The 14,247-nt window shown below is 25.0% G+C and carries 14 protein-coding genes and 1 tRNA gene; 12 read left to right on the top strand and 3 right to left on the bottom strand.

Going from position 1 to position 14,247, the window contains the following annotated elements:
- Nucleotides 1-40: 40 nt before the first annotated feature.
- Entirely contained in the window at nt 41-961 is a 921-nt protein-coding gene (locus ABDZ71_RS09335) for a S66 peptidase family protein (protein WP_343761011.1), read from the top strand.
- A gap of 667 nt (nt 962-1,628) precedes the next feature.
- Nucleotides 1,629-2,480 carry a YitT family protein gene (locus tag ABDZ71_RS09330; RefSeq protein WP_343761009.1) on the top strand — a complete coding sequence of 284 codons (852 nt, stop codon included), beginning with the start codon at nt 1,629-1,631 and terminating at the stop codon, nt 2,478-2,480.
- Between the two features lie 93 nt (nt 2,481-2,573).
- On the opposite strand, the gene ABDZ71_RS09325 is transcribed toward ABDZ71_RS09330, so the two are convergent.
- A complete protein-coding gene (locus ABDZ71_RS09325) occupies nt 2,574-2,735 on the bottom strand; it encodes a DUF1540 domain-containing protein (RefSeq protein ID WP_343761109.1) in 162 nt (53 codons plus the stop codon).
- A gap of 331 nt (nt 2,736-3,066) precedes the next feature.
- Here ABDZ71_RS09325 and ABDZ71_RS09320 point away from each other — a divergent pair.
- From ABDZ71_RS09320 to ABDZ71_RS09300, 5 genes are all read left to right on the top strand, one after another.
- Nucleotides 3,067-3,141 (top strand) — tRNA-Glu (locus ABDZ71_RS09320).
- Nucleotides 3,142-3,311: 170 nt separating this feature from the next.
- Complete coding sequence (locus ABDZ71_RS09315; RefSeq protein WP_343761007.1) at nt 3,312-4,688, top strand: PhoH family protein; 1,377 nt, start codon at nt 3,312-3,314, stop codon at nt 4,686-4,688.
- A gap of 242 nt (nt 4,689-4,930) precedes the next feature.
- Nucleotides 4,931-5,929: a phosphodiester glycosidase family protein gene (locus ABDZ71_RS09310; RefSeq protein ID WP_343761006.1), complete on the top strand. Its 999-nt coding sequence runs from the start codon at nt 4,931-4,933 to the stop codon at nt 5,927-5,929.
- 13 nt (nt 5,930-5,942) lie between these two features.
- Entirely contained in the window at nt 5,943-6,959 is a 1,017-nt protein-coding gene (locus ABDZ71_RS09305; protein ID WP_343761005.1) for a hypothetical protein, read from the top strand.
- A gap of 260 nt (nt 6,960-7,219) precedes the next feature.
- A complete protein-coding gene (locus tag ABDZ71_RS09300) occupies nt 7,220-7,870 on the top strand; it encodes a site-2 protease family protein (protein ID WP_343761003.1) in 651 nt (216 codons plus the stop codon).
- Between the two features lie 98 nt (nt 7,871-7,968).
- Here the strand turns inward: ABDZ71_RS09300 and ABDZ71_RS09295 are convergent, their stop codons facing one another.
- A complete protein-coding gene (locus ABDZ71_RS09295) occupies nt 7,969-8,430 on the bottom strand; it encodes a hypothetical protein (RefSeq protein WP_343761001.1) in 462 nt (153 codons plus the stop codon).
- A 183-nt stretch (nt 8,431-8,613) separates the two neighbouring features.
- Nucleotides 8,614-9,876, bottom strand: coding sequence for an ArsB/NhaD family transporter (locus ABDZ71_RS09290; protein ID WP_343761107.1), 1,263 nt, complete (start codon nt 9,874-9,876; stop codon nt 8,614-8,616).
- A 460-nt stretch (nt 9,877-10,336) separates the two neighbouring features.
- Here ABDZ71_RS09290 and trmB point away from each other — a divergent pair, with 460 nt between their 5' ends.
- The 5 genes from trmB to ABDZ71_RS09265 all read left to right on the top strand — a co-directional run bounded on the left by trmB (nt 10,337) and on the right by ABDZ71_RS09265 (nt 14,223).
- Nucleotides 10,337-10,990 (top strand): tRNA (guanosine(46)-N7)-methyltransferase TrmB, encoded by a 654-nt coding sequence (trmB, locus tag ABDZ71_RS09285; protein ID WP_343760999.1) that lies wholly within the window; start codon nt 10,337-10,339, stop codon nt 10,988-10,990.
- Between the two features lie 176 nt (nt 10,991-11,166).
- A complete protein-coding gene (locus ABDZ71_RS09280; RefSeq protein WP_343760996.1) occupies nt 11,167-11,547 on the top strand; it encodes a carbonic anhydrase in 381 nt (126 codons plus the stop codon).
- Between the two features lie 297 nt (nt 11,548-11,844).
- Nucleotides 11,845-12,108, top strand: coding sequence for a DUF3892 domain-containing protein (locus tag ABDZ71_RS09275; protein ID WP_343760995.1), 264 nt, complete (start codon nt 11,845-11,847; stop codon nt 12,106-12,108).
- A gap of 346 nt (nt 12,109-12,454) precedes the next feature.
- Nucleotides 12,455-13,198, top strand: coding sequence for an elongation factor P 5-aminopentanone reductase (gene ymfI / locus ABDZ71_RS09270; RefSeq protein ID WP_343760993.1), 744 nt, complete (start codon nt 12,455-12,457; stop codon nt 13,196-13,198).
- Nucleotides 13,199-13,278: 80 nt separating this feature from the next.
- Nucleotides 13,279-14,223, top strand: a complete 945-nt coding sequence (locus ABDZ71_RS09265) for a response regulator transcription factor (protein WP_343760991.1) — start codon at nt 13,279-13,281, stop codon at nt 14,221-14,223.
- The last annotated feature ends 24 nt before the right edge of the window (nt 14,224-14,247 follow it).

Below are 14,247 nucleotides of genomic sequence, written 5' to 3'. Positions count from 1 at the left end.
ATTATTATTATTAAGGAGTAATTTTATTAAGGAGATTCAAATGGCTATAAAACCAAATAGACTACTTCCAGGAGATACTATAGGAATAGTAACTTTAGGTAGTCCTTTAAATAAAACTTCCATTGATACTGGAATAGAAATGCTTAAAAATATGGGGTTTAATGTTGTTGTTGGTAAACATGTTTATTCATATGATGGATATTTAGCTAGTAGCGATGAAGATAGAGCAGAAGATTTAATGGATATGTTTGAAAATAAAGATGTGAAAGCCATAATTCCCACTAGAGGAGGGGTAGGAGTAGCTGGTGTATTGCCTTACTTAGATTACGATATAATAAGGCAAAATCCTAAAATATTAACAGGGTATAGTGATATTACTATACTTTTAAATGTCATATATAAGCTGTCGAATTTAATGACATACCATAGTTTATTACTTATAGATTTTAGACCGAACACCCCAAAATATAACTATGATCAGTTTTTTTCATTAACTTCTGGAGTTAACGCCCCAAGGCCTTTAAAAAATCCTAAAAATATACCTTTATACGGTAATAATATGGGAACCGTATCAGGAATTGTAGTTGGAGGAAATTTAGCTTCTTTTGTAGATAATTTAGGTACTGAATATGAAATAGATACTGAAGGTAAAATACTATTTTTAGAGGAAATACATGAACCTATAAATACTGTCTATAGGTATATGAATCACTTAAAATTGGCAGGTAAATTTGATCAGTGTATAGGAATAATTATGGGTCAGTGTAGTGGATGTATAGAAGCTTATGGGAAAACTTATAATGATTTATTAAATGAATTTGTATTGCCTTTAGGAAAACCTACAATAACTAATTTACAAAGCGGCCATGGATATTATAAAGCAGGTGTGCCTATAGGATGTAATCTTAGTATTGATACTAATGCTGCTACTATAACTATATTAGAGCCAACGGTAATATGATTAAGTATCATTTACTGTTTATACAGCTGTATATAAAATGAACTATCTGTAAAGTATATTTGCACAATACAGAATAAAGAAAGATAGTATTGTGTTTAATTCAAATATATTTATTGATAGTTCTATTTATTTTTAGTTTTCTTTTTTATGATGTACAAACTATAGAATAAAATTTTAGGATAGCTGTACAAATAATAAAAATTTAAATCTATATAAATTTTGCAGGATTTATATTAAATAATAAATGAAATAAAAATTTCATTATTACATAGTTAATTATAATTGATTATAATGTTACATTGATAATATAGAAAAAAAAGATATGTTATCAAGTGTTGACACTGGCATATAATACTTATATATTAATTGAAAAGAAGGATTTCATTCATTATATCAGTATATAAAGAGATTAATTTATGAAATAATTAAAAAATATGTTCCATATTGAAAGAAATGAAAGCAAAGTTGCAAAAATGAATTTAACAGTACTTCTTGCTTAAAATAAATTTAATTGTAACTATGGAGGAATATTAATGTTTGATAGTGGGTAGTTAACCAATGAAATTTCCATTAAATTAATTTAAAAAAGTTTAAATGTATTTCAAATGTAAAACAAGTATTCTTAAATTTAAAGTAACTTTTATGTTGCTAAGTTTTGGAGGGCGTCATGATTTTTCAAAAAGAAAATTTAAAAAGATTAGTATTAGTATTAATGGGAAGTTTAACTTATGCTATAGGAGTAAACATGTTCCTTATTCCTCATAAATTGTTGAGTGGAGGAGTAGCTGGTATTGCTATAATGCTTCAATATATAACAGGACTTCAGTCAGGATATTTTGTATTACTAATAAATATACCAATATTTTTAATAGCTATTAAAAGTGTAGATTTAGATTTTGGTGTGTTTAGTTTTATAGGAATGATAAGTATGTCAACTTTCCTATTGTTAACAAAAAATATTACTCAGTTTTATTTAATGGATGATGTACTTTTATCTTGTATATGCGGTGGAGTTTTAAGTGGAGCAGGTATGGGAGTAATATTTAAAAATAGAGCATCACAGGGTGGTACAGATATTTTTTCAGTATTGGCAAAAAGAAAATTTGGAATAAAATTATCTACAATAGATTTTATAATAAATTGTATAATTGTTACTATTGGTGTTGTTATAGGAAGTTTTGAAATAGGAGTTTATACTATAATTTCAATGTTTGTGAAATCTCAAGTTATGAGTAAGGTTATTGAAGGTGTAGAAGGTAAAAAAATATTATTTGTAGTAACAAGTAATCATTCTAGAATAAAAGAAAGTTTGATTGATAAATTAGGTATAGGTGGAACTATTATGTACGGGGAAGGTGCTTATACAGGAGATCAAAAAAGAATAATATATTGTGTTATGACAACTCAGCAAATAGTAAAGGCTAAGAAGATAATAGAAGATTTAGATAAAAATGCTGTTATATCAGTATCAAATGCCACAGAATGTCAAGGTGGAGGCTTTAAAGCTGCAGCTTTATAAATATAAAAAGAAGCTATTTTAAAATTTTATTTTAAAATAGCTTCTTTTTATTTTTAATTTTTGAATTTTAATATATATTATTTATAATATATATTAGCATTTACACTCAAAACTTGAACAATCAGTACATTCAGCGCAATTAGCTTGATTTGTGTGTTTAGTTACTTCTATTTTATTTAGAGTGCAATAGTTACTATTTTGAGCGTGGTGTTTACATTCTGTAACAGTACATCCAATATTATTATTTTGATTCATCATCATTATAAAGACCTCCTTTAATTTATCATTATTATTATTTGAAATATAATATTTTTTATAAGTATAAAATAAAGGAAATAAAATAAATTTGTTATGTAGTTGTTTAAATGTGCCTTATTTATAAATTAAGGTAAATTTATAAATTTTTTAATTTTAAACTATTAAAAAATAAAAGTTTTATTTTTATAATATAAAATCTATAATTTAGAAAAAATAATTTTTTATATAAAATTTAAAATAGTGCCATAGATATTATAAAAAAAATTTGATAATAATATTGACTAATATAGTAAAATGTACTATAATTACCCTTGTTGTTAATATTTATGGCCACTTGGTCAAGCGGTGAAGACACCACCCTCTCAAGGTGGAATCAGGGGTTCGACTCCCCTAGTGGCTACCAAAAAAGCACTCAATGCTAAAGCATTGAGTGCTTTTTTTATTTTGAAAATTATGAATTTTTCCCATAATAATTAGTTTAAAAATTAATCATTTTACTAATATTTTATAAAATTAATAAATATATTATTTTTGATGAATATACTAATAATAACAGGGAGAGGAGGAATCAGTTTGAAGATAACTTATGTATTAGATACTAATGTTATTTTGTATTCGCCAGGAGCTATATATTCATTTGAGGATAATGATGTAGTTATACCAGAAGTGGTTTTAGAAGAATTAGATACTTTTAAAAAAAATAAAGGAGATTTAGGAGCAAATGCAAGGTATTCAGCTAGGATACTAGATGGATTAAGAAAAAAAGGAAAATTAAATGAAGGAGTAGAACTACCTGGTGGCGGTAAAGTCAGAGTAGAAATGAATCATCATGATGCAAAATTACCTCCTAGTTGGGATAAAAGCAAGCCAGATAATAGGATTATACAAGTTTGTAAGGGTTTAAAAGAAAAAGGAGAAGAGGTATGTTTGATAACTAAAGATACCTTTGAGAGAATAAAAGCTGATACTATAGATATAAAAGTAGAGGATTTTTATGAAAAGGTAGTTCCAGAATATGAGAGTCAATATACAGGTAGAAATGAAGTTTATGCCTATTCAGAGAATTTAACAAAATTTTATAAATATAAAAATATAAATATAGAAGATTTATATTTTTATTCAGATTCAAATGATGAATATCTAAAAGTTGAATTAAATGTTAATGAATTTGTTATAATACATTGTTTTGAGAATCCTAAGCAGACGGCTTTAGGTAGATTTGATGGAGAAAAGGTTGTGCCATTATATTATAAAGAAGTAAAGCCTATAGGAATTAGTCCTAGAAATGTAGGTCAAAGATTTATGTTAGAAGCGCTTTTAACAAGTTCTAAAAGTGCTCCATTAGTTATTATAAAGGGTCCAGCTGGTACTGCTAAAACATTATTTTCATTAGCTACAGGCTTATATAAAGTTATGGAAAATCAAGAAGACAAATATAGAAAACTTTTAATTTGTAGACCAAATGTAACTATGGATGAAGAAATAGGATTTTTGCCAGGTACAGAAGAAGAAAAAATATTTCCTTTTATGAGACCTATATTTGATAACTTAGAAATACTAGTAGACTCTGATGAAAAGGAACGATACAAAAATGAAAAAGAGTTATATGATAAAATAAAGGAACTATTTGATAGAAGAATAATAACTGCAGAAGCAGTAGCTTATTTAAGAGGAAGATCTATAGTTAAAAATTGGGTAATAATAGATGAAGCTCAAAATCTTACCCCTAAACAAGTGAAAGCTATAATAACAAGAGTAGGAAAAGGAACTAAACTTATATTAATAGGGGATCCAGATCAAATAGATCAGCCATTTTTAGATTCAAGATCTAACGGCCTTTGTTATGCTTCAGAAAAAATGAAGGGAAGTAAGCTATGTTATCAGGTTACCCTTAAATATGATGAGTGTGAAAGATCACCATTAGCATATGAAGGATCTAAAAGATTATAATATCTAAGGTAAAAGTGTATAATATTAACTTTAAAAATGAAAGAGAATTACAAGATATATAGTGATTTATGGAGTATATATTAACATTATATTAATTTTAATGTATACTCTATAAATTTGTCGAAAATAAAGGGATCAATTAACAAAAATTATCATATTTTTAAAACCTTTCTATTTAAATATTTTTTCATATAGTGTACAATATTGAAGGGTACACAAATTAGAAAGGAAAGGTTTTTTGAATGGAAAAAAAGCTAAAAAGGAAGAAAAAAAGAAAAATTTCTTATAAAATAATTGTATGTTTTATTATTTTCGAGCTAATATTTACAGGCATTACTGGGCCTTTAATAGTGTTTTATGGTCCTTTTAAAAAAGTAAAACAAACTATTGTAGGGGCAGCTATGACTACATTAAGTCATCAATATATAGCAAAAATATTTTTATCAGATAAAGAAATAGAAAAAATACTAAGCGAGAATACCATTCAAACTGTAAAGCAAGACAAAAATTCTGTATTAAAATTTGAAAATAAACATGATAATACTGTTGAAAGATATGATATAAGTTCAGGCAAATTTAAAGGATATCTTCTTATTATACATGATCCAAGTAGAGTTAAAGTAGGTTATAGTGAAAAACTAGGCCGCCAAGGAGAATTAACTAGTCATATAGGAAGAAGAAAAAATGCAGTAGCTGCAATAAATGCAGGAGGATTTACAGATAAATCTGCAGGAACTAAGTGGACAGGTACTGGAGGAAATGTACAAGGTATAGTTATGAATAAAGGTGAAATTAAGTATAATAGTAGTCAAAGTCAAAAATATAGTGGAGAAGTAGCAGGAATTACTAAAGATGGAGCTTTAGTTGTAGGAAAACATAGCTTAGAGGAATTAAAAAAATTAAATGTACAAGAAGCAGTAACTTTTGGACCTCCTTTAATAGTTAATGGAAAAGGAACAGTTTCTGGAGATGGAGGATGGGGAATAGCCCCTAGAACTGCCATAGGACAAAGGAAAGATGGAGCTATCTTATTTTTAGCTATAGATGGGAGAACAGTTTCAAGTCCTGGGGCTACTCTAAAAGATGTAGAAGATATAATGCTTCAATATGATGCGTATACTGCTACTAATTTAGATGGTGGATCTTCAACTACTATGTATTATGAAGGAGAAGTAATAAATAATCCAACAAATTCTTTAGGAGAAAGAGCGGTTCCAACAGTTTTTTATGTAGAACCTTAGGAGGGTATATAAAGTGAAGATAGCAAAAAGATTAATTATTTGGATTATCATATCATTGTTATTACAATTTGCAGGATTATTTTATATAGATAGATACTATCTAGGTTCTGGTAATACTAAAATAAAAGCTCGTAAGGTAACCGAGGAGTCTAAAGAGGAAAAAAAAGTTGATATTAGTATACCAGAAGATGTTGAAGAGCTTAAAGTTTCTTTTGATGGTAAATATATATCTTATTTTAAAGAAAATAATCTTAATATAATAAATACTAAAACTGGAAAAGAAAAACAATTAAGTTTTGATGATATAAAAGATGTTTCAACTTATACTTGGTTATCAGATAGAAATAGATTATTATACGCAGAAAAAAAAGATGGAACAATGGTATTAAATTCATATGACGTTGAAAGAGAACAAAATGATAAAATAAAAAAATTTGATTCATATGGACAAGGAGATAAAATAGAAGATATACAAGCAGCACCTCTTACTAGTGTTATTTATGTTAAAATAAAAAGAGGATCTGGAATCCATTCAGTTTATAATTTAAATATAATGAAAGAAAAAACTAAAAAAGATTTAATGTGTGATGCAGTAGGAAACATTAGAATAGTTCCACATGAAGATACTTTAGTTTATGAAAATAATTATAGTGGAAAAGTATATGCTACTAATTTAGATCATTCTATAAATTTGCCTAATGTAGAAAAAGCTAAATTGTTATCAATAGACGATAATGATAATGTGTATATAGGAAATTTAAAAGATAAGAAAATAACAAAAATATATTATGGTAGTTTAAATGATAGTGCTTCAACATGGAAATCACTAGATGTGCCTAACGGTGCAGAGATTAAAGATATATATGTATCTCCAATGGGAAAAATATATTTAAATGACAATTTAAAAGGTATAGTTACAGAGTTAGAAACAGGTAAAACTACTAAATATACAGGGGTAATGGGAGAAATGTATATAGATGGTATTACTTCAATACTAGATAGAAAACTTATAAAAACTAAATTTAACTAAAATAATTTAAAGATAATATTAAATATAAAATACTAGGTTTAAAATATTTAAATCTAGTATTTTTATATAGTGAGTTAAATATTTATGGTGAATTATTATAAATTAATTTATATGCTAAAGTTAATAACTATTTTCTAAAAATATCTAGTAACATAAATTTAAAATATATTTAAAAATTGGGAAAGTGTATTTCATTGTTAATTAAATATACTTTTGTTATAATTATTTTGAGTTTCTAATAATAAGAGAGGATGAGTTTTTTGGACTTAAATTATAGAATTTTAACTAAAGTATTAATTATACCAGCTATTTTGATAGGACTTACTGTTCATGAATATGCCCATGCATTTGTAGCAGATAGATTAGGAGATAAAACACCAAGGTTTCAAGGAAGATTAACATTAAATCCATTTTCACATATAGATGTAGTTGGATTTATTATGATTTTACTAGTTGGATTTGGTTGGGCTAAGCCAGTACAAACTAATCCTAGCGCATTAAAAAGAGGATATAAAGATGAGATAAAAGTTTCTGTAGCAGGAGTTTTGGCTAATTTAATAGTAGCTTTTTTATTTTCACTTTTAACAATTTTTCTTCTAAAATACAATGTGATAACATTTGGAGATACTACTTCAGTTAGAGGAATATTATATTTTATATTATCTGCAATTATAAGTATAAATTGTATGTTAGCAGTATTTAATATAATACCTATACCTGGATTAGATGGTTTTAATATATTAAAGAGTATATCACCAAAAACTTTTTATAAAGTTTCTAATATAATGTATACTTATCAACTTCTTATATTAATAATATTCATAATGACACCAATATCTAATATTATAGTTGGAAAACCAGCTAACTACTTATATAGCCTATTCATTAAAATTGCTATAGCAATATTTTAAATATAGTAATTTAAGTTAGTAATATATTAAAAATTTTAATTATTTATATAAATAAAAGTGATTTCTTATATTTAAGAGATCACTTTCATTTTCTAATATTATTTAGTATAAACTATTTCATTGTTGGCTGATATTTCTTCAAGTTTCTTTTTTATATTTAATACATTGCTTTGAATTTCTTGTAAATCATACTTTGATATATTATAGTGAAGATATAAATCTTCAAAAGATTTTACTATGTTAGAAAATTCTTTGTTAGTGTCTATAAATTTTTTGAATTTGTTACTATTAGTAGCATTTTTAAATTTATCTATTTCAATTTTTATAGCATTTACTACAGCTTCTTCGTTGTCAAATTCATTTATAGCCACATTGTATGGAGATATTCTTTCTAAAAAATATTTATTGTTTTTATCTATGTGATACATATATTTTATTTTTGTGGAATTTATATCAAAGTCTACATAACATATTATACCATTAGCATTATGGATTTTTCCGCCTAATTGTTCAAGTTCAAATGAAAGCATTGAGTTTTTTACCTTTATATAATTATCCATAAAATACCTCCTGTCTTATTTGCTTACATTATACTACAAAAAATAATTTTAATATAGTATTAATTTTAACAAAGTATTCTATAGTTTTATATAAAACTATATTCTTAAACTATAACTAGTTGCTATGAAAATATAATCATGAGTTATAATTTAAGAATATAATATAAAGATACTATTTTAAATTTACCTTAAAAAGAATATGTATAAATATATAGATGCTAAAATTATTGATAGTATCATTACAGGAAAACCTAATTTGAAATACTTTTTAAAAGATATTTTATAACCACTTTTTTCAGCTATACCTATAACTACTAAATTAGCGGAAGCTCCAATTATTGTTCCATTTCCTCCTAAGCAAGCTCCTAAGGATAAGCACCACCATAGAGGTGTTACGTTCATATGACCTATAGTTCCCATTGCTTTTATTAAGGGGATCATTGTAGCTACAAAAGGTATATTATCTATAAAAGCAGAAGCTAATGCAGATATCCAAACAATAAATATTCCTGTTAAAACCAAATGTCCTTTTGTAAAGGAAAGTGCAGTTTCAGCTAATATATTCATTAATCCTACATCTTCTAAAACTCCAGTCATTATAAAAAGGCCGATGAAAAAGAAAATAGTTCCCCATTCCACTTCTTGTAATATTTCTTCTGGATCAACTTTACTTATTCCCATTAAAAGTGCAGATCCTACTATAGCAATAGTTGCAGATTCAAAACCTATGAAATCATGAATTAAGAATCCTACTAAAGTTAAAAACAAAACTATTAATGATTTTTTCATTAAAGGAATATCTTTTATAGCCTTTTTTTCATCTAAAGACATAATTTCTTTTTTAGCTTCTTCACTACAATCTATAGATTTTATATATATAGATTTTACAAAGAAAATAATACATATAAATATTATGATTATTATAGGACCAAGATTTTTAACAAAGTCTAAAAAACTTAAATTTGCAGCACTTCCTATCATTAAGTTAGGTGGATCACCTATTAAAGTTGCAGTACCACCTATATTTGAGGAAAAAATTTCACACATTAGAAAAGGTACTGGATCAATTTTTAATGTTTTAGTAACTACAAGTGTTACTGGAACAATTAATAGAACAGTAGTAACGTTATCTAAAAGTCCAGATAATATTGCTGTAATTAAACAAAACATAATTAGAATTTTTATAGGGTTTCCTTTTGAAAACTTGGATGCTTTTATAGCTATGTATTCAAAAATTCCAGTTCGTTTTGTTATACTTACAATTATCATCATTCCAATTAATAATCCTATAGTATTAAAATCTATTTTTAAAAAAGCTTTAGGCTGAGTAATCAGTTTTAAAATAAGCATTAAAGAAGCACCACCTAAAGAAGCAACAACCCTGTTAACCTTTTCAGAAATAATTAATCCATAAGCTATTAAAAATATTATTGTAGGAATTAGTATGTGTAAATTAGTAAAAATTTTGACCATCTCCCTTGTTGAAGTATTTTCTAAGTATTTGTATATAATTTAGTTGGTTAGGTATGCTTTAAAAGCTTGTACAATATAAAAATATATAGAATATCCTCTATATATTTTTGAAAATCCATATTAGATTTTAAATAATATTACAAATTTCTATAATAACCAATAGTTATTATACCATAGTTTTGAAAAATTTAAATTATTAGTTATTGTATATTTGTATTTTTGTTATTATATTTGAGATTAATTTATTTATAACTATGATATAATAATCATTAGTTTATGTTAAAGTATGCAAATATAGTGATTTTATATTTATATAAATGATAAGATAAAAAGATAATTAATTATAAAGGTTTTAGAATTTCATTTAAAACAAAAGTTTTTTAATATTTGAGATACCTTTATATAGAACAAAAGAATTTTGGAGGTTGTATAAATGAGACTTAGAAAAAAATGGTGGGCTAGACCTGAAATAGAAAAAAGTAATATTTTTGTAGAAAACCCTAGTGATTCAAAAGGAGATTGGAATAATGTATTTAAGAATAATAATGAAATACATTTAGAACTAGGATGTGGAAGGGGACAATTTGTTACTAATTTAGCAACAAAGAATCGAAATATTAATTATATAGGTGTAGATTTAAAAGATGAGGTTATAGTATATGCTATAAGAAAAGTTGAAAAAGCTGAAAGAGAAGATAAAAGTAACATAGATAATGCAAGATTTATCACTATGAATATAATGGGTATAGCTGATGTTTTTGATGAAAATGAGGTAGGAAAAATATACATAAATTTCTGTAATCCTTGGCCTAAAGCTAGGCATAATAAAAGGAGGCTTACACATAATAATTTTCTAAAAGAGTATAAAAAGTTTTTAAAACCAGAGGCTGAAATATGGTTTAAAACAGATGATAAAGGTTTATTTGAAGATTCTTTGGAGTATTTTAAAGAATCTGGTTTTAAAGTAACTTATTCTACTTATGATTTACATAATAGTGATTTTAGAGAAAATGTTAAAACAGAATATGAAGAAAAATTTTCAAAAATGGGAATGAATATAATGTTTTTAACTGCTAAACTTTTATAATATACATTTTATTTACATAGGAAACATATATTGTATAGAAGAGATTTATTAATTCTATATAATATATGTTTATTTTTATGTAATTTTTAGTTTATCAGTAAATTTTATTCTTGCCATAAAATAATTATTAATATATAATATTTAGAAATAATATTTATTAAATAGGAGGAGATGATATGAAATATAAATTTGCAACTAGTATTAATTGTATGGATGGTAGAGTTCAAATTCCTGTAATTGAGTATATGAAACATAAGTTTAAAGTTAAATATGTAGATATGATAACAGAACCAGGACCTAATAAAATATTGTGTGAAAACTGTGATGAATGTTTAATAAATTCTATAAAAAGTAGGGTAGATATATCAGTAAATAACCATGGGTCTAAAGTAATATCTGTTGTTGGACACTATGATTGTGCAGGTAATCCTGTTGATAGGGAAAAACAAATAGAAGATATAAAATGTGCAGTAGATAATGTTAAAAATTGGTGTGAAGATATAGAGGTTATAGGATTGTATGTAGATGATAAATGGAAAATTAAAAAAATTTGTTAGAATAAAATTTTTAAAAATATAATTGTACAAAAATTAAATTTAATATATAAAAATAAAAAATTAATATTTAATAATAAGTTAGTATTTTGCTAACTTATTTTTATTTTATAAAATTATAAATATTTTTATAAATTCATTAGAGTAAACATAAGTAAATTTAATTAATATATTTTTATGACTTTTATTAGTAATTAAATAATCTATATATAATCCTAAATATTTACTACATTTAATTAGAGTAAATACTTTTAATTTGGGAAATATAATATTAAAAGTGTCTTAAAAGGAGGAATTATAGTGTCGTATAGTGGATATAATTATCAAAAAGATGTTGTTGCATTAATAAAGGACAAAAATGAAGCAGTAATAGGATATAAACTCAGCGATGGAGAAATTCTTTCAAAAGAAGAGGCAATAAAAAGGGCGGCAGAAGGAGAAATTAATGATGTAGTAATAGGTACATCTAAAAATGGAGATCAGTATTTACATGGTATACCAGAGGCAACAGGAGGAATTGATTTAGAAAGTCTTCCTATAATAGATGATAATAGTTTAAGGTAGAAAACTAATTTACAGTAATAAAGTTTTATGATTTTGAATACTAGGTATTAATAAATTTTTAAAATAGTAGTAAAGTTGAAATTTTATGTTTTAATTTTACTACTATTTTTTATTTGATAAATTATAATTAAATATTATGATATGTTACAATTATTTTTAAATTATATTAATTTTTACAAGTATAATTTAATAGGATAAGTAGAAATTTGTAATTTGTTAAGAAATCATTATATAAATGGTATAATATGTTTGTAATTAAAATTAAGTTTTAATATATAGGGTATATTTCTAAGATATGTCTAAAGAATATTTGATTTTAATAGATAATTAAGAAGGAGAGAATAATATGAGTACTTTAACTGGGAAAGTAGCATTGATTACTGGAGCTTCAAGAGGAATAGGTAAAAGTATAGCTTTAGAACTTACTAAATGTGGAGCTAGTGTTATTATAAATTATAAAAAAGATGAAAAAGGTGCATTAGAAACATTAGAAAAAGTAGAAAAGCTAGGGGGATATGGAGAAATACATAAATCAGATATTTCAAAATATAATGAAGCAAAAGAACTAATAGAATATATTGTTAAAAAATTTGGGAAAATAGACATTTTAGTTAATAATGCAGGAATATCTAAAATAGGATTATTTATAGATATGGAAGAGGATGATTGGGATAACATGATGTCAGTAAATTTAAAAGGTGTATTTAATTGTACTCATAATGTAGTAAAACATATGATAAAAAATAAATCAGGAAGAATTATTAATATATCTTCTATGTGGGGAAATATTGGGGCTTCTTGTGAAGTTATATATTCTGCATCTAAAGGAGGTATTAATTCCTTTACTAGAGCATTAGCTAAGGAGTTAGGACCTAGTAATATAACAGTTAATGCTATTGCTCCAGGAGTTATAGATACTGATATGAATAAAAGTTTAACTGAAGATGCTATAAAAGATTTAAAATCAGAAATTCCAGCTATGAGATTAGGAAAAGGTAAAGATGTAGCAAAGGTTGTAACTTTTTTGTGCAATGATGAAATTGATTATGTAACAGGACAAATTATAACTGTAGATGGCGGTATGTGTTAAAATTCATAGTTAAGTTATTAGATTGAAGTGTTAATTAAAAAATAATATATTAAATTTAAAGGATTATGAGAGTGGTGACCATGGAGAATATTATAATATTAGATGATATGAGCTACGTAAGATATAGAGTAAAAGAAGTTCTTGAAGAGAAGGATATAAAAGTTTATGAGGCATCAACTTCTTTTGAATTTTTTAACAAACTATCAGAAAAAAAAGACAATATAGATCTTATAATATTAGAAATTGGTTTAATTAGAGAAGATGGGATAGAAGTTATTGAAAAAATAAAAGAAAAAAACATAGATATCCCAGTAATGATTTTGACTAAAATGAATACTAGAGAATCCTTTGCTAAAGCAGTGAAAAACGGAGCAAGTGATTATGTATTAAAGCCTTTTGATAATAGAACTTTACTAGATAGAATATTGAAGCTCATAAAAACTAATGAAACTAAAAAGACTACTACCAATGATTTAGTTAATGAAAAAAATGAACTGAAAAAACAAAATACAAGTAAAGAAGTTGAAGAAGAAGAAAGTACACAAATAGAAAATAGTAGTAATTTACCTGAAGATTTTATGTACTATTTTATGGAACAATTAGCTATAGCACAAGAAAATGACGGCTATTTATCTGCTATTATATTTACACTTATAAAAAATACTAATGAAAAAGAAAAAATAGATGTAAAACAAAGCTATTTAATACTTACAGATATAGTATATAAAGGTATAAAGGATATATTTAAAGACCCTTGTCTTTTAGTAAAACATGGGTTCATGACATTTTTAGGGGTTATGCCAAGCTATAGAGATATAGATTTAGTTAAATTAAAAGAAAAAATTAATGAAAAGTATGATGTGCTTTCTACTATTCATTCTAAATTATCAGATTACCATATAGAAATGTCTTTTGTAAGTTATCCACAAGATGGTGAAGATTCACAAGAACTTATGGATGATCTTATAAATTCAATGAAATATAAAATAGAAAATAATAAAAATAGTAAGGAAGAAAAACAATAGAAATTTATAGTTATATATTTAAAA

Source organism: Clostridium oceanicum (assembly GCF_039521385.1).
GTDB classification, from domain to species: Bacteria; Bacillota; Clostridia; order Clostridiales; family Clostridiaceae; genus Clostridium_F; species Clostridium_F oceanicum.
The sequence above is the reverse complement of the archived record's forward strand: the minus strand, read 5'-3'. Positions and strand labels throughout refer to the sequence as shown.